Source organism: Longimicrobium sp. (assembly GCF_036388275.1).
GTDB lineage: Bacteria > Gemmatimonadota > Gemmatimonadetes > Longimicrobiales > Longimicrobiaceae > Longimicrobium.
Genome location: NZ_DASVSF010000011.1, coordinates 106,608 through 129,872 on the forward strand (window position 1 = coordinate 106,608; position 23,265 = coordinate 129,872).

24 protein-coding genes are annotated in these 23,265 nt (G+C 70.2%); 8 read left to right on the forward strand and 16 right to left on the reverse strand.

Going from position 1 to position 23,265, the window contains the following annotated elements; translation table 11 throughout:
* The first annotated feature begins 18 nt into the window (after positions 1-18).
* On the forward strand, positions 19-594 hold the full coding sequence (locus tag VF632_RS04365; protein ID WP_331021632.1) for an outer membrane beta-barrel protein: 576 nt from the start codon (positions 19-21) through the stop codon (positions 592-594).
* Between the two features lie 58 nt (positions 595-652).
* Here the strand turns inward: VF632_RS04365 and VF632_RS04370 are convergent, their stop codons facing one another.
* On the reverse strand, positions 653-4,546 hold the full coding sequence (locus VF632_RS04370) for a bifunctional RecB family nuclease/DEAD/DEAH box helicase (RefSeq protein WP_331021633.1): 3,894 nt from the start codon (positions 4,544-4,546) through the stop codon (positions 653-655).
* Positions 4,547-5,005: 459 nt separating this feature from the next.
* Here VF632_RS04370 and VF632_RS04375 point away from each other — a divergent pair, with 459 nt between their 5' ends.
* From VF632_RS04375 to VF632_RS04390, 4 genes are read left to right on the forward strand one after another with little or no spacing between them, the layout of a single operon-like run.
* Positions 5,006-5,320 carry a FeoA family protein gene (locus VF632_RS04375; RefSeq protein ID WP_331021634.1) on the forward strand — a complete coding sequence of 105 codons (315 nt, stop codon included), beginning with the start codon at positions 5,006-5,008 and terminating at the stop codon, positions 5,318-5,320.
* A 4-nt stretch (positions 5,321-5,324) separates the two neighbouring features.
* Positions 5,325-5,546, forward strand: a complete 222-nt coding sequence (locus VF632_RS04380; protein WP_331021635.1) for a FeoA family protein — start codon at positions 5,325-5,327, stop codon at positions 5,544-5,546.
* A 1-nt stretch (position 5,547) separates the two neighbouring features.
* Entirely contained in the window at positions 5,548-7,728 is a 2,181-nt protein-coding gene (gene feoB / locus VF632_RS04385) for a ferrous iron transport protein B (RefSeq protein ID WP_331021636.1), read from the forward strand.
* 15 nt (positions 7,729-7,743) lie between these two features.
* Positions 7,744-7,890 (forward strand): hypothetical protein, encoded by a 147-nt coding sequence (locus tag VF632_RS04390; RefSeq protein ID WP_331021637.1) that lies wholly within the window; start codon positions 7,744-7,746, stop codon positions 7,888-7,890.
* A gap of 105 nt (positions 7,891-7,995) precedes the next feature.
* Here VF632_RS04390 and VF632_RS04395 read toward each other — a convergent pair whose 3' ends face one another.
* Positions 7,996-9,111, reverse strand: a complete 1,116-nt coding sequence (locus VF632_RS04395) for an ABC transporter substrate-binding protein (RefSeq protein WP_331021638.1) — start codon at positions 9,109-9,111, stop codon at positions 7,996-7,998.
* Between the two features lie 462 nt (positions 9,112-9,573).
* On the opposite strand from VF632_RS04395, the gene VF632_RS04400 reads away from it, so the two are divergent.
* Positions 9,574-10,788 (forward strand): hypothetical protein, encoded by a 1,215-nt coding sequence (locus VF632_RS04400; protein ID WP_331021639.1) that lies wholly within the window; start codon positions 9,574-9,576, stop codon positions 10,786-10,788.
* Positions 10,789-10,886: 98 nt separating this feature from the next.
* A complete protein-coding gene (locus VF632_RS04405) occupies positions 10,887-11,300 on the forward strand; it encodes a hypothetical protein (protein WP_331021640.1) in 414 nt (137 codons plus the stop codon).
* Between the two features lie 77 nt (positions 11,301-11,377).
* Here VF632_RS04405 and VF632_RS04410 read toward each other — a convergent pair whose 3' ends face one another.
* The gene (locus tag VF632_RS04410) at positions 11,378-11,905 is read right to left on the reverse strand and encodes a hypothetical protein (RefSeq protein ID WP_331021641.1); all 528 of its coding nucleotides are present in this window, start codon (positions 11,903-11,905) and stop codon (positions 11,378-11,380) included.
* 153 nt (positions 11,906-12,058) lie between these two features.
* Here VF632_RS04410 and VF632_RS04415 point away from each other — a divergent pair, with 153 nt between their 5' ends.
* Positions 12,059-12,340, forward strand: a complete 282-nt coding sequence (locus VF632_RS04415; protein ID WP_331021642.1) for a hypothetical protein — start codon at positions 12,059-12,061, stop codon at positions 12,338-12,340.
* A gap of 3 nt (positions 12,341-12,343) precedes the next feature.
* Here the strand turns inward: VF632_RS04415 and VF632_RS04420 are convergent, their stop codons facing one another.
* The 13 genes from VF632_RS04420 to VF632_RS04480 form a co-directional block, all read right to left on the reverse strand.
* Complete coding sequence (locus VF632_RS04420) at positions 12,344-12,574, reverse strand: hypothetical protein (protein ID WP_331021643.1); 231 nt, start codon at positions 12,572-12,574, stop codon at positions 12,344-12,346.
* A gap of 196 nt (positions 12,575-12,770) precedes the next feature.
* On the reverse strand, positions 12,771-13,091 hold the full coding sequence (locus tag VF632_RS04425; protein ID WP_331021644.1) for a DUF2188 domain-containing protein: 321 nt from the start codon (positions 13,089-13,091) through the stop codon (positions 12,771-12,773).
* Positions 13,092-13,306: 215 nt separating this feature from the next.
* Positions 13,307-14,362 (reverse strand): Glu/Leu/Phe/Val dehydrogenase, encoded by a 1,056-nt coding sequence (locus VF632_RS04430; protein WP_331021645.1) that lies wholly within the window; start codon positions 14,360-14,362, stop codon positions 13,307-13,309.
* A gap of 109 nt (positions 14,363-14,471) precedes the next feature.
* Entirely contained in the window at positions 14,472-15,608 is a 1,137-nt protein-coding gene (locus VF632_RS04435; protein ID WP_331021646.1) for an acyl-CoA dehydrogenase family protein, read from the reverse strand.
* A 77-nt stretch (positions 15,609-15,685) separates the two neighbouring features.
* Positions 15,686-15,931 (reverse strand): hypothetical protein, encoded by a 246-nt coding sequence (locus VF632_RS04440; protein WP_331021647.1) that lies wholly within the window; start codon positions 15,929-15,931, stop codon positions 15,686-15,688.
* A gap of 76 nt (positions 15,932-16,007) precedes the next feature.
* The gene (locus VF632_RS04445) at positions 16,008-16,865 is read right to left on the reverse strand and encodes a 3-hydroxybutyryl-CoA dehydrogenase (RefSeq protein ID WP_331021648.1); all 858 of its coding nucleotides are present in this window, start codon (positions 16,863-16,865) and stop codon (positions 16,008-16,010) included.
* 64 nt (positions 16,866-16,929) lie between these two features.
* Positions 16,930-17,304 (reverse strand): hypothetical protein, encoded by a 375-nt coding sequence (locus tag VF632_RS04450; RefSeq protein WP_331021649.1) that lies wholly within the window; start codon positions 17,302-17,304, stop codon positions 16,930-16,932.
* On the reverse strand, positions 17,301-18,230 hold the full coding sequence (locus VF632_RS04455) for a type II CAAX endopeptidase family protein (protein ID WP_331021650.1): 930 nt from the start codon (positions 18,228-18,230) through the stop codon (positions 17,301-17,303). The genes VF632_RS04450 and VF632_RS04455 overlap by 4 nt, the downstream gene beginning before the upstream one ends.
* A 4-nt stretch (positions 18,231-18,234) precedes the next feature.
* Entirely contained in the window at positions 18,235-18,807 is a 573-nt protein-coding gene (locus VF632_RS04460) for a biotin transporter BioY (RefSeq protein ID WP_331021651.1), read from the reverse strand.
* 201 nt (positions 18,808-19,008) lie between these two features.
* Entirely contained in the window at positions 19,009-20,232 is a 1,224-nt protein-coding gene (locus VF632_RS04465) for an acetyl-CoA C-acetyltransferase (RefSeq protein ID WP_331021652.1), read from the reverse strand.
* Between the two features lie 67 nt (positions 20,233-20,299).
* Entirely contained in the window at positions 20,300-21,196 is an 897-nt protein-coding gene (locus VF632_RS04470) for an MBL fold metallo-hydrolase (RefSeq protein WP_331021653.1), read from the reverse strand.
* Positions 21,193-22,074: a 3'-5' exonuclease gene (locus tag VF632_RS04475; protein WP_331021654.1), complete on the reverse strand. Its 882-nt coding sequence runs from the start codon at positions 22,072-22,074 to the stop codon at positions 21,193-21,195. Before VF632_RS04475 ends, VF632_RS04470 begins: the two co-directional genes overlap by 4 nt.
* A complete protein-coding gene (locus VF632_RS04480; protein WP_331021655.1) occupies positions 22,071-23,264 on the reverse strand; it encodes an arginine deiminase family protein in 1,194 nt (397 codons plus the stop codon). The genes VF632_RS04475 and VF632_RS04480 overlap by 4 nt, the downstream gene beginning before the upstream one ends.
* Position 23,265 lies beyond the last annotated feature (1 nt).

The window sequence follows — 23,265 nt, forward strand, 5'->3', positions numbered from 1 at the left end:
CCAGTAGTGGAAAGCACGATGAGAAAGAGCTTGTTCGCGGGCGTAGCGCTGGCCTTGGCGGTGGTTGCGAGTGACGCGGCGGCCCAGTCGCCGGTTCCGTTTTCGCTGGAGGGCCGCGTGGACTATGCGGCGCCCACCGGTGACTTCGGCGACGTGATGGAAGAGGGGCACAGCTTCAGCGGCGGCGTGTCCGTCGGCATTTCGCCGGGGCTGGGCGTGTACGGCAGCTTCAGCCAGACGCGCTTCGGCACCGACCTGGGCGAGGACGGCGACAACGCCGACGCCATCGACCAGGGATTCTCGGCCGGGCTGACGACCGCCCTGCCCCGCTTTGCGGGCGTCGCGCCGTGGGTGGGCGTTGGCGCGGTGTTCCACCAGCTGGAGATCGGCGGCAACGACGATGGCATCGACGAGGACATCGGCTTCGAGGTGGGCGGCGGCCTGGCGCTGAGCCTGGCCCGCAACGTCCGCCTTACGCCCGGCGTCGGCTACCGTCGCTACGCCACCGAGGTTTCCGGCCTGGGCGGCCTGGTGGAGAGTGAGCTGGACGTGGAGTACTTCACGGCCGGCATCGGGCTGAACATCGCTTTCTGAGCGACGGCACCGGTTCGTGAAGCGGCCCCGGGCATCCCTGCCCGGGGCCGCTTCTGCATCAAGAACAGGCAAGCGATCGCGTCCTCACCGTCATCTGTATGGGCGTGCCGTCGGGAGCGGGCATCTCCAGCTGCCGTACGCTCCGGAAGTGCGCGGGATAGCCCTTGATGGCCATCGAATCCGTCATCACCTGCTCGTCGCCCGGAAGGGTGCGCAGGATCTCGTCGCTCATGAACACGATCAGCTTGGCGCGTGGCCTGGTGATGGACACGTTGAAACGGTTGGGGTTCAACAGGAACTCCGCCTCACGCTCGACGTACTCGCGATCCGCCACCGAGTACGAAACCATGATCAGCTCGCGCTCGTTCCCCTGCATCCGCTCGACGGTGTCTACCACGGGCAGCTCGTCGCGCGGCCACCCGCCCGCGATCAGCTCGCCAAGGATCGCCGAGTTCTGCGCGCGGTGGGGGGCGATGACGGCCAGCGCGTGCGACCGGAAGCGCTCGGCCGTGTAGGCATCGCCCGTCCCCGGGTCCATCATCCCCGTGCGCGCCAGCCGAGCGATACGGGCGACGAGGCCCGCCTCGAACGGGTTGCGCACGGTGGCGCGAAATCCCTCGTACGAGCAGAAGACGACGGCGTCCTCGGGCCGCAGGAACACGTCCCACAGCAGCGCGTCCATCGGATCGGCCGGGGCCGCATCGGTCGAGAGGGAGAGTCGCCGGTCGGGGTCCATCGACACGAAGCCCGGATAGAACAGGCGCCGAGGCCAGCGGACCAGGGCGCGGTTCATCCGGCGGCTTTCGCGCAGCGCAATCCGCCCGAAGTGCCCCGCGAAGTGGGTGAACGCCGAGCCGAAGAGCGTCTCTTCGCGCGGATAGCTGCCGTGCAGGATGGGCGCGAGCTGCCGGTCGTCGCCGCACAGCACCACGCGCCCGCCGCGGCGGATGGACGACAGGGCGATGAGCGCGTCCGGCACCTTCATCTGCGACGCCTCGTCGATCACGATCACGTCGAACAGCGAGCGGATGGGGATCTCCGGGCCAGATTCCTTCTCCGTCTCCGCGCGGTTGATGTCGCGCATCTGCTTCCACAGCGACCACACGGTGGAGCCGACGACCACGGGCATGCCGTCTGCGGCCACGGCGTCCAGCTCCCTCGGTAGATGGTCGTCGCGGATGACGTCGACGTCGAGCCCCGCCAGGTCCTCGTCCGCCTCGCTCCCCCGTCCCGCCAGCTTGACCGCGCGCAGGGGCGATTCGATCCCGGCCGACTCGAGCTCCCGCGCCACCGTGGCCAGCACGTTGACGATGGCGCGGTGCGTGGCGGCGGTCACCAGCATCCGCAGCGGGCGCCCCGCCCGGCGCGCCGCCGCCGCCATGCCGATGAGCATCCACGCCAGCAGGTACGTCTTTCCCGTCCCCGGCGGACCCCATACGACACTGACCGCACGCTCGAAGACCGCTCGCCACGCCACCTCCTGCTCGGCGTTCAGCGCGTAGCCGCGGTTGGCTAGCGCCGGGGCGATCGCATCCGCCCAGCCCGCGTCCGCGTCCAGCGGAGCGACCCAGTCCGGCGGCACGATTCCGTGCAGCGCATCCAGCGCGAACTCGCTCTGCCCCGCGCCGTCGGCCAGGGCGCGAAGGCTGGCGACCACGCGGCGGGTGTTGAAGTCTACCGAGGCGCGGTCCAGGACGCAGACGCGGTCCAGGTCCAGCAGCGGGGCCCTGGCCAGCCGGTCCGTCTCCAACTTCTCCCACGTGAGGTCCGACGCCAGTGTCACGCGGGGCGGCGACGCGGCCAGGTCGTAGTCGATCAGCTCCACCATCAGCTTGCGGCGAAGCCAGGGCTTTACATCCGTTTCCGCCAGCGTGCGCCCATCGTCGTTCGTCAGCACCAGGGCAAAGTCGCCAGGGCGAAACTTGGCCTCGCGGCAGGCCTCGTCGAACTCGAAGACGGCGTGGCCGTTGGGCAGCACCTGCACCTTGTTGAGCCCCGCGATACACTCGAAGCGTCGCGCGCGGTCCGCCGTGGGCAGCGCGTGAAGCTGGCGGATGGACACGGATTCCTCCGCCGCCTCGGCCAGGGTGAACAGGCGAAGCTGCTCCAGTGTGGGGTTCTGGATGGGCCCCGCGCCGTCCGCCGCCGCGCCGAAGCCCGCGTCCAACCGCAGCATGGGGTCGCGCCGCTTGGCCGCATGGTCGCGGATGGCGCGGATCACCGAATCGACAGCGGCCAATTTTGATTCCACCGTGCGGACGATCTCGGCGCGCACCTCACCCGGCTCCTGGACCGCTCCCCCGGCGCGGTGCGGGCGCGCGTTCCACACGTTGTGGATGCGCTCGAACGCCACCTGGCTGCTGAGCGGCCAGCCGTAGTCGCCACGCGGAGCGTGCGTCCACGCGGCTTCCACGGGCGTCAGCGCACCGGAGACCCCCGCCAAGTCCCAGGCGTAGGGCACCGGCAGGGCGAAGAGCTCGGAGACCACGTCCAGCACCACCGTCCCCGGCGGGGCCGCGCCCGCGTCGCCCGGAAACAGGATGCGCGCGATGCCGGCCATCCCCGGCTGCGTCCCGGGGTCCCCCAGGTGCCGCTGAAGGCAGTCGCGCAGCAGCTCGGCCTCGCCGCGGTCCCACAAGTAGAAGTGCACCGGCCGCGGCGCCCGCCCCGGGAGGAATCCATCCTCCCGCTGCTCCGTCTCCGCCCGCGCGACCACCTCCCCGGCGCGCAGCAGGAAGCGGCCGAGCATCGCGCGTTCGGCGGCCTCGGTCCCCGCTGCGGAAACGAAGACTTCGGCAGCGCCGCGGAGCGAATCACCCTGCCCGGCGCGCAGGCCCAGTGCGAACACCGTCCCGCTGACCGGATCGCCCTCGGCGGAGAGCAGCACGCGGACGCGCTCGGCCACCGGCATGCGAAAGCTCTGCTTCTCCGCCGGAACCAGTTTCTGATAGTCCAGCGCCTGCACCCGCTTCTTCAGGGTGGTTTCGGCGGATTCCAGGGCGTGGCAGCCGGCGTAGACGCCCTTCCTGAACTCGGCCTTGCGCAGCTCGCGGACGGAGCGGATGCCGCGCGCCCTCAGCTCGCGCCCGGCGAGCGGCGTCAGGCCCACCACGCGGCTGAGCCGGTCGCCCCGGTCCGCCTCGGCGCGGCAGTGGTGGAAGAACGTGCACGACGTGCAGCGCGGACGCAGGTGCCAGTCGACCTCCGCCGGGGCGACGGCGGCCACGCGGGGCAGCTCGTCGCGGAGGAATTTCTCGACGTGGTGGCGGTACGCGGCCAGGGAGAACCGCTTGGGACCGCGCGAGCCGCGGGTCCACAGCCATCCCCAGCGCGTCTCCACCGCGGCATCGATCCCTTCCGCGCGGCAGATCTCCTCGAGCAGCACCGTGTAGAACGCCACCTGCGCGTAGTGCTGCAGGGTGCCCTCGCGGCTCCACTTGATGTCGGCCACGCCCAGCATCAGCCGCCCGCGCCGGTCCCGTCCGATGCGCACGAGGTCCGGCTGGGCGGGCGCGATCTCCACCTCGGCCGGGAAGCCGAAGCGCGCCGCGAACGCTGCCCGATCCACGATGCGAAGTTCCGGCTGAACGAGCCACAGGCAGTCGCCGGGATCGCGCAGCGCATCCACAAGCGCGTCGTACGGCAGCCGCGCGGCGGTGCCCCGCTCGTCGCGGCCCGCGAACCGTACGCGGCCGCCGTGGCGATCGATCAGCCGCTGCAGCGCGTGCCGCTCCCACCGGAGGCCCGCCTGCGTCAGCAGCCCCATCCCGGGACGCTGGCCGACGAGCGGGCCGCGCGTCGGATCGGCGTTGGGCGCGGGCACCTCGCCGCCGCGAAGGGCACGCGGCACCATCTCCCACCGCAGCTGGCGGTCGCAGCTGAAGCGGAAGTACTGGGAGACGAGGGTGCCGGTCAGCCGGAGGTCGGCGACAACGGGACGGGCGAGGGACAAGTGCGTTAGTGCGTGAGTGCGGAACTACAGAGAGTGCGAGAGTAGGTGTCTCGCGAGCCGCGGTTACAGTGTGCGCATCGTACACCGCAGGCGCGGCGAGGGTCAAGCGGCATTCTTGGGAGCTTCGGCCCTGCCGGGCGAATAAATTCGCTGCAACAAGAACACGAAGTCCGCCTGCGCGGACTGGCTGACTTTCGTGCTCCCGTTACCGGCTGGCGCGACCGTGTTCGAGTCCACACCCCACCACCCGCGTGGTGAAGCCCCGAATCGGACGGCGACGTCCCGTGTCGGGGCTTGCCGCTGTCCGAGCGGCGGGTTCACCCCGCACCGGGACCACCATCCTGCGCACCGGCTGGCGACGCCCCGCCGCACTCACGCACTCACGCACTCCCGCACTCCCGCACTCCCGCACTCACTGCCTTGCGTTTCCGCCCGGCCGTGCCTATCTTCGACAGCCGGTTGAAACTGATTCTCACCCGCAGCTACACACGCTGGCTGATGCTCTCGCGCTTGTTCCGGAAGAAGGCGGCCCCCGAGGCCCCGTGCGTCGAGTGCCCGCTGGCCGCCTGCGCCACCGGCTGCAAGGCGTCGGTGCTGCGGATGGAGTGCCCCATCGACGACGCGCACCGGCTGCGCGGCATGGGGCTGTTCGAGGGCACGTGCGTGCAGGTGATCGACTCGCGCAACGGCATGCTGCTGGAGGTAAAGGGCTCGCGGCTGGCGCTGGGAGAGGGCCTGGCGTCGTCCATCAAGGTCCTTCCGCTGGCCTCCTGAACGGGTGAAGAAGCTGTCGGACCTGTCTCCCGGCGACCGCGGGCGGGTGACGAAGATGGGCGGCGACCCCGAGGCGCTGCGCCGGCTGATGGAAATGGGGCTGATGCGCGGCACCGCCGTCGAGGTGGTGCGGCGCGCCCCGCTGGGAGACCCGCTGGAGGTGAAGGTGCGCGGGTTCATGCTGACGCTGCGCCGAAGCGAGGCGGAGCACATCGAAGTGGAGTAGGATGCAAGAGACCGCGGTCGGAGCCATTCCGGCGCCCCCCGCACCCTCGCCCGCGGAAGCACCGCGCGGCGGGGGTGTGCTGCATGTGGCGCTGATCGGCAATCCCAACACGGGCAAGAGCACGCTCTTCAACGCGCTGACCGGCATGCGGCAGCGCGTGGGCAACTATTCCGGCGTCACCGTGGAACGCGTCGAGGGCCGCTACCGCGACGACCAGGGCGCCGTCACCATCATCGACCTTCCCGGCACGTACTCCCTCTCGGCCAGCTCGCCGGACGAGGAGATCGCGCTCGCCGTGCTCACCGGCCACGCCCCGGGCATCGACCGCCCCGACGTGGCCGTCGTCGTGCTCGACGCCGCCAACCTGGAACGCAACCTGTTTCTGGCGTCGCAGGTGCTGGAGCTGGGCCTTCCCACCGTCGTCGCCCTCAACCAGGTAGACGCGGCCGAGGCGGCCGGGCTGCGCATCGACGCGGTGGAGCTCACGATGGAGCTGGGCGCGCCCGTGGTGCCCATCGTCGCCACGCGCGGCGAGGGGCTCGACGTGCTCAAGTCGGCCATCCGCAAGGCGCCCGGGCTGGATCGCCCCGAGCGCCGCTTCGAGCTTCCCGCCGAGGCCGCGGCCGCGCTGAAGCCCGTCGAGCAGGCGCTGGTGGACGCGGGCTTCAACGCCTCCGCCGCGTCCATGGAGGCGCTTCGCCTCCTCGCCGTGCAGCAGGTCGGCAAGCACCTGTCCGGCGTCCCCGGGCTGGAGTCCGCCGTCGCCGCGGCGCGCGCCGAGGTCGAAGCAGCCGGCATCATGCCCACCAGCCTGGAAGCCGAGTCGCGCTACGGGTGGATCGGTGGCGTCGTCGACAGCTGCGTCACCCGCGCCGGGCAGTCGGGCCGGACCATCACCGACCGCATCGACGCCGTCGCCCTCCACCGGGTGGGTGGGCCGCTGGTGTTCATCGCCCTGATGGCGCTGGTGTTCCAGTCCATCTTTACCTGGGCCGAGCCGATGATCGGCCTGGTAGAGGGGCTGTTCGGCGTGCTTTCCTCCGCCGTGGGTGGCGCGATTCCGGAAGGCGACCTGAACAGCCTGCTCGTGGAAGGCGTGATCGCCGGCGTGGGCTCGGTCCTCGTGTTCCTTCCGCAGATCGTCATCCTGTTCCTCTTCATCGGCATTCTCGAGGACACGGGATACATGGCGCGGGCGGCGTTCATCATGGACCGCTTCATGAGGAGCGTGGGGCTGCACGGTCGCAGCTTCATCCCCCTGCTGTCGGGCTATGCCTGCGCGGTGCCGGGGATCATGGCCACGCGCACGATCGAGAGCCGCAAGGACCGGCTGGCCACCATCATGGTGCTGCCGCTGATGAGCTGCTCGGCGCGCATTCCCATCTACGCGCTGCTGATCGGCACTTTCATCCCGCCGGTGGTGGTGGGAGGCATCTTCAACCTGCAGGGCGTCACCCTGCTCGCGATGTACCTGCTGGGCACGGTGACGGCACTCGTTGTGGCGTCGCTCTTCAAGCGCACGCTGCTGCGGGGCCAGGCGCGCCCCATGATCATGGAGCTGCCGCCCTACCGCCTTCCGCGGGTGAAGAGCCTGGCGCTGTCGGTGGGCCACCGCGCCAGCCTGTTCCTGAAGAAGGCCGGCACGGTCATCCTGTCGCTGACCATCATCCTCTGGGCGCTGGCAACGTATCCCCGCACCGAGCCGGCCCCGGGGATGACTGAGCAGCAGGCGCAGGAGGCGCAGCTCGCCAACAGCGCCCTGGGCCGCGTGGGCCACGCCATCGAACCGCTGGTGAGGCCGCTGGGGTACGACTGGAAGATTGGCGTGGGCATCGTCAGCTCGTTCGCGGCGCGCGAGGTGTTCGTCTCCACCATGGGCACCATCTACGGCGTGGGCAGCGAGGCGGACGAGGGATCGTCGTCCCTGCGGGAAAGGCTGCGCCGCGAACGCCACGGGTCCACCGGCGCCCTGGTCTACACGCCGCTGGTCGCGGTGGGGTTGATGGTGTTCTACGTGTATGCCATGATGTGCATGAGCACCATCGCCGTGGTGGTGCGCGAGACGGGAGGCGGATGGACGGGCGTGCGCTGGGCCGCCTTCCAGTTCGGGTGGATGCTCGCCCTGGCGTACGGAAGCGCGCTGCTGGTGTACCAGGGCGGGCGCCTGCTCGGCTGGGGCTGAACGCTGAACGGTGAGATGCAGACGCTGATCGTTGCGCTGATCGTGCTGGCCGCCGTGCTGTTCGTGGGCAATCGCTGGCGCCGCACGCTGATGTCCGCCCGCGTCCCGTCCGGCCGAGGCGGCGCGCCGAGGTGCGGGACGGACTGCGGCTGCGGAAAGTAGCCTCGGACGCCCGAGTCCCTGACGCGAAGAAGCCCTCTCCCGGTGCGTGGGAGAGGGCTTCTTTCGTTCAACGGACCCGAAGAACCGGTTGCCTGTTCCCCGCCCCTATTGCCTGCCGGCCGTCACCAGCTGCCCGCCCCGCACGACGCCCACCGAAACCTCCTTGCCGCGCACGTCGCCCATCTCGTCGAACTGGATGAGCCCCGAAACGCCCTGGTGCCCGTCGCGCCCGTTGCCGATGGACGCCACGTAGTCGCGGATGGCCTCGCGGTCGGTGCCGGCGTGCTCGATGGCCGCGCTCAGCAGGTACATGACGTCGTAGGTCATCGCCCCACGGTGATCCGGCAGCTTCTGCGTGCGCTGGCGATAGCTCGTCACGAACCGCTGCGCCTCCGCGGCAGGGCGGTCCGGGAGGAACGCCGAGCTGACGAACACCCCCTCGGCCACCGGCCCCGCGTCCTTGAGCCCCGTCAGGCCGTCGGACCCCAGGATGGGGCCCGTGTACCCCAGCCGCCGCGCCGCGGCCACGATCTTGGCGCCCGCCTCGGCCTGCCCGCCGATGACCAGCGCATCCGCGCCGCGCCGGATGGCCCGCGACAGGTACGGATCCAGCTCGTCGCCGCGGGCCAGCACGGCGGGCAGGTACGGGTCGGCCGTGACCACCGCGCCCCCGCCGGCCTGGAAGGCGCGCTCGAAGGTGGTGCGCACGCCCTGCCCGTAATCGTCGTTGGCATACAGCACCGCCGCGCGCCGGCGCCCCAGCCGCTGCGCCGCCCACTGGGCCAGGGCGGGCGAAAACTCCAGGTCGGTGGGCGTCACCCGGAACGTCCAGTCCCCCGCCTCGCGCAGCGCCGGGCTGCTGGACGCGGGGGAGATCTGCACCACCGGGTCGCCCTCGTGGTCCAACGCATTGTAGATGGGGGCAGCGGCGATGCTGGCCGACGACCCCACGTGGCCGATCACCGCCACGATGCTGTCGCTGTCACGAAGCGTCTTCGCCACCTGGATGGCCTTCTGCGGATCGCCCCCATCGTCCATGAACACCAGCTTCACGGGGCGGCGGCCGCCGATGCCGCCCTTCGCGTTGATCTCGGCGGCCGCCATTTCCGCCGCCGCCTTCATCGAGGCGCCGTTGGCCGCGCTCAGCGGCCCCGCCACGCCGATGTACACGGGTTCGCGCGACCCGCCACACGCGGCCAGGAGGAGAGCGAAAGTGGACATCAGGGCGAGGGTGCACTTTGGAGCCATTTCGAGTAACTTGAGCGGAGGTGAGAAGCAGTGCCGGAGCACGTTGGTGCAACTGCGGCCGGTGCAGCGTTTGGATCACCGCGGGCTCGCCGAAAGAGAACGAAGTGAGCCCTCCCGGAAGCCGCCGGGCCGAGCGGTTCCAGCCGATACGGTGGCGGTGTTGGCCTGATTTCGCCTGAAAAGTATTCGGAGTGAACGAAAGCCATTGACGAGCCGGACCGGGGCCTCTATCTTCTGGCTCGTCTACTCTGTCCACTATTTTAGTGGGGTCCCGCAGGGTACACTACCGGGCGGTTTGCGCCGTCGCAAGAGCGGTGCGGGCGCGCTGCTGCCGCCCCGGAACACCCGCGATAACCGGAGCAGGGAGGCTTGCCCTCCCCTCCACGTCGGAGCGTCGTGCCAGGGACCGGCAGGCGCGCCTGGGAGCCCCGGACCATGGCCGCACGAGCATCGAAGAACAGCACCCCCAGACCGCGCGGACGGCGCCGTAACGCGTCGCGGCGCTGGTGCATTCCCCCCGCCATCCTGCGGGAGCCCGACGAGACGCTGGAAGCGTCGCAGATCCTGGAGGAGTTCAAGGGCGACCTGGGGCTCCTGCTGTGGAACTCGCTTCGCGACGTAACCCTGTGGTCGGCCACCCCCGAGGAGCGGCGCGAGGGGCTGTTCGTCTCCGAGGCCGCCCACAAGCGCCTGGGCCTGCTGGCCACTTCGGGGGTGGAGCCCGCGCTGGAGGTGAGCCTCACCACCCTGGCGGCCGTCGTCGGCAGCCCGGGCACCGCCAGCCCCGAAATCGTTACCCTCGTCTGCCTGGAAGTGGGCAAGTGGGCGCTGGAGCAGGGCGCCTTCGGCACGGCGCTGGCCTATGCGCAGGCCGGGGCCCTCGCCTCGCCCGAGGACGCCGCACCGGCCTGCACCGTGGGCGGCATGGCGCTGCGGTGGGGGCGGCACGCCCGCGCCGAAACCTGGCTGCGCCGCTGCATCGGCCTTGCGCGTCGAGGCCGCGACTGGCAAAGCTACGCGCAGGCGTACGTGGACCTGGGAACCCTGTACACCCGGCGCGGGGTGCCGGGGGCGGCGCGCAGGTACTTTACCCAGGCCATGCGCGCGGGCCGCCGTCACGGGCTCCTTGCGATCCGCGGGGCCGCACTGCACGGCCTTTTCTTGCTCGCGCTGGACGCGGGAGACCTGGACGACGCCGAGCGCTACGCCCGGTCGGCCATGCGCGCCTACGGCCGGGGGCATCCGCGGCTGGCCGAGCTGCTTCACGACCTGGCGTACCTGTGGGTTACCCGCGAAAGCTATGGGCGGGCCATCCCCATGCTTCAGAAGCTGCTCGTGGCGCGCACGGAGCCCGCCGACCGCACCCTCACGCTGGCGGTGCTGGCGCGGGCGGCGGCGGGAACGGGCGAGCGGCGGCTGTACGAAGAGGCGTGGAGCGGGGCGTGGTCGCTGGTCAACCGTCCCGGCGCGCCCGAAGACCACTCGCGGGCGCTGCTGGAGCTGGCCCGGGCCGCGGCCAAGCTTCGCGACTGGGTGCGGATGGAGCAGGCCAGCCGCAAGCACGCCGCGACGCCGCAGCGCGCGGCCGACCGGCGCATCGCCGAGCAGCTGGCGCAGCTGGCCGCCTTCGCGCGGCAGCCGCACCCGTGATCACCCGACGGGGGCCGGGACGTCCGCGGGCCGTCCGCGCGCCGCGCCCGCCCCCGTCGTCGGTGGTTGAGCCGGTTCCGACTGTCGGTCGGGGCTCGGTGGCGGAGCCGCGGCTCCGGGCGGAGCAGACCGCGCACGAGCTGATCGAGGGCAGCCTGATGGTGGCGGAGACGGGTGCGGGAGTGGGGCTGCTGCTCTGGCGCGCGCTGCGCGACGTGCGGGCGTGGGCCGCCGCGCCCGAGCCGCTGCGGCCCTTCGTCTTTCCCCCTGCCGCGGGACCGGACCGGCGGCGGCTCCTGGCCCTCAGCGGGGCGGACGAGCGGCTGTGGGCGCCGCTGTGCATCTTCATCTGCCTGGTGGAGCAGCGCGAGCCGGCGGACCCGGCGCGCCTGCTGCACGCCTGCCGGCGCGTAAGCCAGTGGGCAGCCGACCATGGCGCCCGCGTCACAGGAGCCGCCTTCGACGCCTGCGCCGGCCTGGTCGCCGCCGCGGTCAGGGAGCACCCGTACTGATCGGCGCAGCCGCGCGGAGCCGGCGCCCGCGCCGAAAACAGGACCGCCCGGGCGTCGTCGCCCGGGCGGTTCTTCGTTCAGGCCTCTTCGCGGCAGTCCGCGATCAGCTCCCGGTCGGCGAGGGCCCACCGCCCCGCCTGCTTACGGAAGGTCAGCCGCCAGACGCGGTTGCAGAAGTCGGAGGGCCGCGTATTGCGCTTCGTCGAAGTGCTCCGGACGGTCCCCCGGATCTCGTTCGGCGTGCCGTGTGCCACGTTCCAGTTGACCCAGATTCCATACTTGCGCACCCAGCAGCCGCCGAAGCTCGACACCGTGTCGCATAGCAGCACCTGCTGCAGGATGGCCTGCGTGGGCTCGCCCAGGACCACGGAGATGCTGTCCAGGTCCAGGGGCGCGCCCGTGACGCCGTCCGAAGCATGGCGGAACGACTCCACGTTCACGTACAGCGGCCCGTCCGCGGCACGCCCGGGCTGGTTCTGGCGGGCGTCCTGCTCCATGAACCGCAGCACCTGCGGGGCGACGGCGTAAAAGTCTTCGGGCGTGGCGCGCTCTCCCGAGCAGGCGGCCAGCAGCAGAAGCAGGACAAAGAGGGCAGGTCGCTTCATCGTCACGTCGGTGGCGGATGGGAGTTGTAGAAGGGCAGATTACCACCCGTGCCGCCGCCGCGCAAAAATACGGCCCTCCCGCCCGCGCGGCACAGGCGGTAGGTTGCTGCCCGTGAACGACCGACGACCCCGACCCGTTTGCCCGGAGACGTGATGGCGATCTGGAGACTGTCGCCCAGGATCAACACGATGTGGTGGTGCGTGGAAGGCCGGGACCCGTGGCAGCCGCCCGACGAGCGCGCATTCGGGTTCATGGTGCGCGCCGCCGACGAGGAGCAGGCGCGATGGCTGGCGCACGAGGCGGCGGGCGAGGAGAACGGCACGCTGGACGGCGTTTCGCCCTGGCTGGATACCAACTATTCCAGCTGCGAGATGATCCGCGAGGAGGGGACGGGCGAGGTGCTGCTCGTGAACTTCCGCCACGGCAGCCGCTGACGTTCAGAAGATCTCGGCGGGCTCCACCACGCGCACGCCGCAGAACCGCCGGATCTTCTCGAAGTCGCCGCGGTTGTAGGTGACGACCGCGGCGTTCACCCGCCTGGCGCTCCGGGCGATCAGCACGTCCCTCACCAGCCGCTGCTGCTCGCCCTTTGCGATCCCCACCGGCTTCCCCGGACGGGCGGAGCGGGCGCCACGCAGGAGCGCATTGAGAATTCTGCCAGTCTCCACCCAATCTTCCGAGTCAGGTGTAAGCAACGCCCCATTCTCCTCCGCGTCCAGGCGGATCGACCGCAACTCGCGGACTCGCGCCGTGTCCGGTGCGCCTGCGGCAAGTTCCTGTAGTACGACGGCAGACCAAAGCTGCCGGCGAGGCAACTCCTTCGCGTCATGACGGAAGATCACGTTTGTGTCGAGCACCAGCGGTCTACTCGTCATCCTGATACCATGTCCTGAATCCCCCCGGGCCAAGCCTCGCCACAATTTCGAGCCACTCCGGACGCTGGTCCAGTTGCCAGACGAACCTGCCGGTTGAGCCTTCGACCAGGATCTCGGAGAACCGAACCTTGGAAATCTCGCGCGCGGCATCGATCGCGGTCGACTGGGAATCGTGCACGCCCACAAGCGCGCCCTCGGCGGACCGGAGTTCCCAGCCTACCCCGTTGCGGCTGATGTAGAGCCGCGGGGCATTCGGGTCCAGGTCCGCCTCGTCGAACAGGGGTTCGGGTGGAGCCTTTCGCTTGGCCATCGTTCCTCGTCGAACCGGGAAAAGCACCGTCGTCCAGAATGGAAGGTAACAGCCACAGGCGGTGCCAGTCCAGACACAAATGCGAGCGCGCTGGACGGGCCAGCGGTGGGCAGGAGTGCTACGTCTCTGGCGGGAAAAGACGAATCGTGGAGCATAGAAGAGCGGGCCGGCATCGCTGCCGGCCCGCCCTTTTTGTCGCCGTCCAGACCGAAGGATCAGACCCAGGTCTGCTGGATCTTGCCCACGGCGGCGATTCGCTCCTCGGCGATACGGTCGGCGGCCACGTAGGTGGGCAGCCCCGCGTTCGCCGACAGCTCGAAGATGCGCAGCAGGGTGGTGTAGATGTCGCCCGCCTTGCGCATGGAGCGCTCGGCCGTCCACCCGTTCAGCTCGCCGTACACGTTGATCAGCCCGCCGGCGTTGATCACGTAGTCGGGGGCGTACAGGATGCCGCGCGCGTGCAGGTCGTCGCCGTGGCGCGCCTCGCCCAGCACGTTGTTGGCGGCGCCCGCGACGATGTCCACCTTCAGCAGCGGGATGGTGTCGTCGTTCACGGTGGCGCCCAGCGCGCTGGGCGCGTAGATGTCGGCCTCGACGCCGTAGATGGCGTCGGGCGCCACCGCCTCGGCGCCGAACTCGTGCACGATGCGCTGCACCCGCTCCTGGTCGATGTCGGTCACCACCAGGCGGGCGCCCTCGGAGGCCAGGTTCTGGCACAGGTAGTAGCCCACGTGCCCCACGCCCTGTACCGTCACCCGCTTGCCGCTCAGGCTGTCGGAGCCGTACTTGGCCATCGCGGCCGCCTTGATGCCGCGGTACACGCCGTACGCGGTGACGGGAGACGGGTCACCCGACGTCTGCGCGCGGCCGGTGACGTGTTCCGTCTCCATGGCCACGAACTCCATGTCGTCGACCGACGTGCCCACGTCCTCGGCCGTGATGTAGCGGCCCTTGAGCGTCTCCACGAAGCGGCCGTGCGCGCGGAAGATCTCCTCGCGGTTGGTGCTGCGAGGGTCGCCCAGGATCACCGACTTGCCGCCGCCCAGGTTCAGCCCGGCCACGGAGGCCTTGTACGTCATGCCGCGCGACAGGCGCAGGGAGTCGACGAACGCTTCCTGGTCGTTGTTGTAGTTCCAGAACCGCGTGCCACCCAGCGCGGGGCCGAGCACCGTGTTGTGGATCGCGATGATCCCCTTGTAGCCGCACGAAGGCTCCTGGCAGAACACCACCTGCTCGTGGTCGTGCTCGCCCATCAGCGAAAAGAGTTCCATGCCCGTTTCGGTCCAGTGTAATGCGTGTGGGTGGGCGCGGCGGCGGGCGCCCTCGCCGGCGGGGCGGGGCCCCGGCGGCGGATCAGGTGTTCGGCCGGGTTCCGGCGGCCTACCGGTACAGCTCGCGAGCGATCACCGTCCGCTGAATTTCGCTCGTTCCCTCGTAGATCTCCGTCACCTTGGCGTCGCGGAACAGCCGCTCCACCGGATACTCCTTCACGTAGCCATATCCGCCGAACACCTGCACGGCCTCGGTGGTCACGTACATGGCGGCCTCGGAGGCGAACAGCTTGGCCATCGACGACAGCCGCGCCTCGGGCCGGCCCGCGTCCTTGGCAGCCGCGGCGCGCATCACCAGCGACCGGGCCGCTTCCACGCGCATGGCCATGTTCGCCAGCTTGAACTGCATCCCCTGGAAGGCCCGGATGGGGGTGCCGAACTGCTTGCGCTCGTCGGCGTAGCGTACGGCGTGCTCCAGCGCCGCCTGGGCGATCCCCGTCGCCACGGCGGCGATGCCCATCCGTCCCCCGTCCAGCCCCTGCAGCGCGTAGATGAACCCCAGCGACGGGTCGCCCAGCACCTGGTCGTCGGCCACGAACAGGTCGCGGAAGGCGATGCCCACCGTTTCCGAGGCGCGCTGCCCCATCTTGTCTTCCTTCTTCCCGACGATGTAGCCCTCCGCGTCGGTCGGGACGATGAAGGCGCCGATGCCCTTGGCCCCGCGGCGGTCGTCGGGCGTGTCGGTGCGGGCCATGGCCACCACCACGTCGCCAAAGCCGCCGTTGGTGACCCACGCCTTGGCGCCGTTCAGCACCCAGCCACCGTCCACGCGGCGCGCCTGCGCCGCCATCCGCGCGGCGTCGGAGCCCGCATCGGGCTCGGAGAGCGAGAACGCGCCCAGCCACTCGCCGCGCGCCATGGGCATGAGCCAGCGCTCCTTCTGCGCGTCGGTGCCGTGCGCCAGGATCATCTGCGTGGGGAGCGAGTTGTGCACGCTCATGGCCACGGCCACCGAGGCGTCGCCCCGGGCGATCTCCTCCAGGGCGATCAGGTACGTGGCCGTGTCCATCCCCAGCCCCTCGTACTGCTCCGGAAGCAGCATTCCCAGGAAGCCCAGCTCGCCCAGCTTCTGCACGACCTCGCGGGGAAAGTGCGCCTCGCGGTCCCACTCCTCGGCGTGCGGCCTCAGCTCGCCGTCGGCGAATTCGCGCGCAAGGTCCCTGATCTGCTGCTGCTCTTCGGTCATCAACCCCAGCGTGCGTAAGTGCGTGAGTGCGTACGTGCGCTGGTCCATACAGCGGACGGCCGCGCGGTGGATCTACGTCAGTTGCAGCGGTCCTCGGGACGTGCATACGAGCGCAGCAGTCCGCAGCGGCTGCAGCGCAGCGTGGTGACGTCGTAGCGCGGCCGGTCGCTCACCTTGAGCCCGGCCGTCATCCCCAGGAACTTCTGCATCGTGGGCTCTCCGCCCACCCAGTACTGCTGAGCCGCAACCGAGTAGTCGCCCCGGTCGACGACGAATCCGGGCTCCATCTCACCGCCGCACTCCGCGCAGTCAACCGCCGCCATGCCGCCCCTGTTCCCGGTGTTTACCTGTCGTGCGATGCGCGCGACTCTGCGCAACTTCCGCACTTACGAGCCAAGATCACGCACGGTAGTCGTAGAAGCCTTCACCCGTCTTGCGGCCCAGCTTGCCGGCGGCCACGTACTTTCGCAGCAAGGGGCACGGGCGGTACTTGTCGTCGCCCAGGCCGTCGTGCAGCACCTGCATGATGGCCAGGCAGGTGTCCAGCCCGATCAGGTCCGCCAGCGCCAGCGGCCCCATCGGGTGGTTCATCCCCAGCTTCATCACCGTGTCGATGGCTTCGCGGTCCGCCACGCCCTCCATCAGGCAGAAGACGGCCTCGTTGATCATGGGCATCAGGATGCGGTTGGACACGAAGCCCGGGTAATCCTGCGCCTCGGCCACGGTCTTCCCCAGCTTCTCCGACGTCGCCACGATGGTGCGCGTGGTCTCGTCCGACGTCGCCAGCCCGCGGATGATCTCCACCAGCTTCATCACGGGGACGGGATTCATGAAGTGCATCCCGATCACCCGGTCAGCCCGCTTCGTGCGCCCGGCGATCTCGGTGATGGAGATGGACGACGTGTTGCTGGCCAGGATGGCGTGCTCGGCCGCGACCGTGTCCAGCTCCTCGAAGATGCGGAACTTCAGGTCGCGGTTCTCGGTCGCGGCCTCGACGATCAGGTCCGCGTCCGCGGCGGCGGAAAGCTCCGTGGCGGTGCGGATGCGGCCCATCGCGGCAGCCTTGTCGTCTTCGGACAGGGCGCCCTTCTTGATCTGCCGGTCCATGTTGCCGCCGATGGTCTTCAGCGCGCCTTCCAGCGCCTCGGCGCGCACGTCGATCATCGTCACGTCATAGCCGCCATGGGCAAACACGTGCACGATGCCGTTGCCCATGGTTCCCGCCCCCACCACCGCGACCTTCCGGATCTCCGCCATTTCGCTCTATCTCTGTTCAAATTCGCACGGGGGTCGATGGCCCCCGCCGGGGTTCTCATTCGATTCAGCGCAGCGCCACCCAGAGGGCGACGTACGCCGCGAGAAGCATGGCGCCGGTGACCATGGTCCACACCGCCGCGTTGGATGTATAGGCGGCGCGGCGCTCCTCGCGCTCGGAGGCCCGGTCCAGCGCCTGCCGAACGCCGCCCGCGTCCACCACGTCCCGCACGCCGACTGAGCGCTTTCCGGCGATCAGCCCGCTGGCGCCGAACAGCACCATCATCACGCCGGCCGTGAACACCATCAGCAGCCACACGTGGTCCCGCTCCAGCGCCCGGTCCATCCCCAGCGCGCGGAAGGGGAACAGCACCGGCACGAGCGCGGGGAACACGATGGCGACGGCCGCCGCGCTCCCCCAGAAACGACGTGCGGGGCTCACCGCCACCCCTCGCCGATCCGCGCGTCCACCAGCGGCCGCAGTTCGCGCATCCGCGCGCTCTCGCCGATCCGCCGCGTCCGCGTCAGCCACACGGTGCCCAGCGCCAGCGTCAACGTCGCCGCCACGCCGGCCTCGGGACCGAAGGCGCCCCCCGTCCACCAGTCGGCGCCGGTCTCGTGCGCGTCGTAGTACGGCGCGTCGAAGGGGCGAAAGCCGCTGACGGGAAAGTCCAGCAGCCCCGACATCGCCCAGTTCCATCCCATGTGCACCGCGGTGGCGAACCACAGCGACCGCGTGCGCAGATAGGCGACGCCAAGCATGAACCCGGCCAGGAAGATGTTCGCCAGCCCCAAGGCCGTCACGTTCGGGTTGTGGCCGTGCACGTACGTGAACAGCGCCGACGTCACCAGCAGCGTGGGCCAGACACCGATTCCCTGCACCAGCACCTGGAACGGATAGCCCCGGAAGAGCACCTCTTCCAGGGCGGCCGCCACCCAGAAGAACAGCAGCGCCCGTCCCAGGGCGGCGACATATTCGGACACCGTGCCCGGTTCGGCAACCCACCGGGCCGTACCCGCCACCGCAAGCAAAACGACGGCGGCGCCCAACATGGCGCCGCCGGCCAGTGTTCCGAAAGCGGAATCCCTCAACCCGGCGGGCTCGGCGGCGAAGCCGAGCGCTCCCGCGGGCCGCTGGTCGACCGCGCGAATCATCACCCACCCCGCAACCAACGCGCCCAAAAGCGCGGCGGAGGTCGTGGCGAGCATGCTCTGCGACAGCCCCGCCGCGCCGACGGCGACGGTCAGGACGCGGGTCACGACCACGAAGAGCAGCGAGTACAGCACCAGCCGCCACCCCGCGCGCAGCCCGTACGAGCCCTGGAAGACGAACTCGGCCGTCGTGCGCGGGGCGGACGCCTCCGTCATCCGGTCAGGCGACCCGCGCGCGTGTCCGCCCGCCGATGCGCCGCGCGATCGCCAGCACCATCGCCACCTTCACCAGGTCCATCAGCACGAAGGGACGCAGTCCCAGCGCGACGGCCACGTTCACGTCGCCGACGATCGACAGCCAGGCGAGCCCGCCCGCGTAGATCGTGGCGAGGCCCAGCAGCAGCCCAGCCAGCGTCCGCAGTGCCGAGCAGTCGGCCCACATGCCGGCGAGGAACGCGGCCAGGGGATACGCCATCAGATAGCCGCCGGTCGGGCCCAACAGGTACGCGGCGCCGCCACCCGCCACGAACACCGGCAGCCCGGCGATGCCGGCCGCCAGGTACAGCGCCTGGCTGGCCGCGCCCAGGCGCGCGCCCAGGAGCACGCCGGCGAGGATCACGAACAGCGGCTGGAAGGTAAACGGCACCGGCGTTCCCGGGATCAGCACCGAGATGCGGGCGCCGACGGCCGTGGCCGCGGCGAGCGCCACGACGCCGATCACCCGGCGCGCGGTGCGGGAGGGAACGAGCCCGGCGGCGGCCGGCTGGGTCAGGGTGAAGCGGTTGGTCGTCATGCGTGTCGGCTCAGGTGTGGTTCGAGGTTCGGACCCTGCTGGGGCGAATGAATTCGCGGCAACGACCACACGAAGTCCACCTTCGTGGACTGCACGCGGTCGTGCGATCCGTGGGGTCGTGCTCGCTTCGAATTCGACGATCGCCCGGCTAGAAAGACACCTCGCCTCCAGCACCCTATGGGCCGGAGGCGAGGGAGGAGATTAGACGCGCTCGACGGAGAGCGCTACGGCGTCGCCGCCGCCCAGGCACAGAGTGGCCAGGCCGGTGGAGACGTCGCGATCGATCATGGCATGCAGCAGCGTCGTGAGAACGCGCGCGCCCGACGCGCCGATGGGGTGGCCCAGCGCCACCGCGCCGCCGTTCACGTTCACGCGGTCCCAGTCCCACCCCAGGCCAGCCCCATCCGCCAGCGCCTGCACGGCGAACGCCTCGTTGGCCTCGATCAGGTCGTAGTCGCTGATCTGGCTCCCCTGCTTCTTCATCAGCTTCTTCACGGCCTCGATCGGCGCGAAGAAGAGCTCCTTGGGCTCCACCGCGCCCGTCGAGTACGCGGCGATGCGGGCCAGGATGGTCAGCCCGTGGGCCCGCGCGTACTCCTCGCTGACCACCACCACGGCGGACGCGCCGTCGTTCATGGACGAGGCGTTGCCGGCGGTGACGACGGGGTCCGTGACGTCCTTGGGGGCGTGCTCCCGGAAGGCCGGCTTCAGCTTGCCGAGCGAATCGACCGAGCTGTCGGCGCGCGGGCCCTCATCCGCATCGACGGTCGTGGTGCCCTTGCGGCCGGCGATCTCTACCGGGACGATCTCTTCCTTGAACTTGCCGGCCTGCTGCGCGGCGACGGCCTTCTGGTGCGACTGCACCGAGAACTCGTCCGCCATCTGGCGGGAGATGGAGGCCTTCTTGGCGGTGTACTCGGCGTGCCCGCCCATGTGCACCTCGCAGAACGAGCACCACAGCCCGTCGCGCACCAGCCCGTCCACCATCGTCTGGTCGCCGAACTTCACGCCGTTCCGCATCCCGTAAACGTAGAACGGGGCGTTGCTCATGGACTCCTGCCCGCCCGCCAGGATCACCTGGCTGTCGCCGGCGCGGATGGACTGCGCGGCCAGCATCACCGCCTTGAGCCCCGAGCCGCACACCTTGTTGATGGTGAGCGCGGAGACCTGGTCCGGCAGGCCTGCCTTGATGGCGGCCTGGCGGGCGGGCGCCTGCCCCACCCCGCCCTGCACCACGTTGCCCATGATGACTTCGGCGATGTCCTGCGCATCGATCCCCGACCGCGCAACGGCCTCGCGCAGGGCGATGGCGCCCAGCTCGGGCGCGGACAGTGACGACAGCGCCCCCAGGAACTTGCCGATGGGCGTGCGCACCGCGCTGACGATCACGGGGGTCGTACGGGGATCACGTGCGATATCGATCATTTCGTCCCTCGAGCGTTTGATGATGGATCTGTCTGGGTTCCGCACTCACGCACTCACGCACTTCCCTTCACTCCTCCAGCCGAACGCCCTTCCCCTCCGCCACCGGATGGCCCCACGGCACGAACGGGTCGTGGGTCGACACCAGCAGCCACCGCTCGTCCACCGCGCGCGACAGCAGGGCGCGCTTGCTTTCCAGCGTCACCAGCGGCTCCACGTCGTAGCCCATGATCCAGGGCAGCGGCAGGTGCGCGAAGGTGGGGATCACGTCGGCCAGGAAACACGCCGTTTCCCCCTCCGACCGGATGAGCACCGACTGGTGGTGGGGGCAGTGGCCCGGCGTTCGGTACACCGATAGCCCCGGCGCGATCTGCACATCTCCGTCCACCAGGTTCAGCAGCCCCGCCGCCATCACCGGCTCGTAGTTGTCGGGCAGGTAGCTGGCCGAGGTTCGCTCGTTGGCCTGGTGCGCCCACTCCCACTCGCCGCGTTGCACGTGGTAGCGGGCGCGAGGAAATGAAACACACACCTGCCCCTCGCCGTCGCGGAAGGTGTTCCCTCCCGCGTGGTCGAAGTGCAGGTGCGTGTCGATCACGATGCCGACGTCGTCCGCGGCGAAGCCCAGCGACGCGAGCGCCTCGTGCAGCCGGTCCGGGTGCGCCGGACTCGACGCCGCGTTGTCGACGCCGTAGATGTCGCGGAACTTGTCGTTTTCCTTGTTGCCGAGCCCCGTCTCGATCAGCACCAGCTCGTCGGGCGTTTCGACGAGAAGGCAGCGCAGCCCCAGCGGAATGCGGTTGCGCTCGTCCGCCGGAATCCGGCGTTCCCAGAGCGGCTTGGGCACCACGCCGAACATGGCGCCGCCATCCAGCCGCTGCAGGCCGCTCTCGATGGCGTGTAGGGTGAACGCGCCCAGCTTGCGGCTCTGCACCAGCGGCAGCGCCGCCGACCGTTCCGGCGACGTCACGCCACCTCCATCGACTGCGGCATCCTCTTCTTCTTCCGCGGCGCGCGAGGCTTGCGCTTGCCGAGCACCGCCTGCAGCCCCTCCCAGTCCGCCACCCCCTGCTCGTCGAGCATGTCGATGAAGTGGATCAGCACGCGCGCCGTGGCCAGGGCGTCGTCCAACGCACGGTGGCGCGACTCGATCTCCAGCCCGAAGAACAGGGCCAGCCCGTCCAGCGAGCGCGAAGGAAGCTGGGGAAGGAGCTTTCGCGCCAGGCGCACGGTGCACAGCTGGCGGCCGGAGAGCGTCATCCCCGTGCACATGCTCAGCTCGTGGCAGATGAAGCGCCAGTCGAACGCGGCGTTGTGGGCCACGAACACGCACCCGTCCAGCGCCCGCGACACCTCCGGCGCCACCTGGGCGAACCGCGGCTGGCCGGCCACCATGGCGTTGGTGATGCCCGTCAGCGACGAGATCATTCCCGGGATCGGCCGCTCGGGGTTCACGAGCGTGCAGAAGGTGTCGCGGATCTGCCCGCCCGCCACGCGCACCGCGGCCACCTCCGTCACCCGGTGGCCCTGCTTGGGCGAGCCGCCGGTGGTTTCCACGTCCACCACCACGAACGGCTCGTCGCGCAGCCGCCGGGCGGGCGCCGCCGGGGGCTCCGACGCGGCGAGGGACCACACGCCCTGCGGGGAGACGCGAAAGCGGGGGTCGCTGCCCAGCAGGGCGAACACGGCCGCGGCGGCCGCGCCCGCGCCGCCGGTGATCCCCAGGACGCGCTGCGCCACGTCGGCGCTGGAAAGGGGCTCGGAGGCCAGGACGCGCAGGGCGCGCTGCGTCAGCGAACCGTCGCGCTCCAGGCGAACGCCGTCCAGCGGAATTGGGATGTCGATCACCAGATGTCGTCCCGGCAAACAGGCATGGTCATGCACCGGCCGCCGCCGCCGCCGCGGACCAGCTCGGAGCCTTCGAAGGCGATCACGGCCTTGTCGCCCTCGCGCACCAGCGCCTTGCCGGCAAGGAAGTCGGTCGCGTCCACGATGCGGTATCCCGCCTTGTCCTGCAGCTCGCGCATGGTGCCCTCGTTCCGCGCGTAGCCCACGACGATGCCGGGCCGAACCGCGACGAAGTTGCACCCGCTGCTCCACTGCTCGCGCTCCTGCAGGGTGGGGTGGGTTCCGCCGCACCAGACGGGCTCCAGTTCCACGCCCACCTGCTTGAGGGCGCTGAAGATGCCGTCGTGCGCCGTCACCCCTTGCCCGCCCGGCCGGTAGTGCAGCGCGGGAAGCCGCTGCGGCCCGAAGAAGTACGGGGGATACACCACGCAGTGCGTGCGGTCGATCATGGTGAAGATCATGTCCAGGTGGATGGCGGGGCTTTCGGCCGGCAGCACCACCACCACCACGTGATCGATCCCCGCCTTCTCCTTCAGCCCCTCCACCAGCCCCTCAATGGCGGCCGGGCTGCTGCGCTCCGAAAGGCCCACCATCGCCAGGTCGGGGCGAAGGATCAGCACGTCGCCGCCCTCGACGGTGTAGTCGCTGCGGCGCTCCTCGGTGCCGTCGTAGATGAAGCCGCCGTTGCCCAGCAGCGGGTGGTACAGGAAGAGTGCCTTCATCAGCAGCTCTTCCGTCCACCGCACCGCGTACCTCATCGCCCCGATGATCACCCCGTCGTTCACCACCATGGCGGCGTCGCGGGTGAAGAAGAGGTTGGGAAGGGGCGGCAGCTCGTAGCTCACCTTGTGAAGCAGCTGCGAGATGGGCCCGCGAGGCGCCTCCTTCCCCTCGATGAACCGGCGGATCAGCTGGTCGCCCGGAATTTCGTACAGCTCGCCCCCCAGCGGCTCAGAGGGAGCCACCTCCATCACCTGGTTGACCAGGAACCGGCGCACCTCTTCCCGGTCGACGATCTCGGCCAGCAGGTCGCGCACCTGCAGCACGTCGCAGAACCGCGCAAGAATGGCGCGGAACTGGGCGTGCTCCGACTGTGCCTGGCGGAGGTGGATGATGTCGTCGTGCAGGTACTGCGCGCGGTTGCTGGGCGTCACCGCGAGCAGTTCGGGGCCCGGCGTGTGGCAGATCACG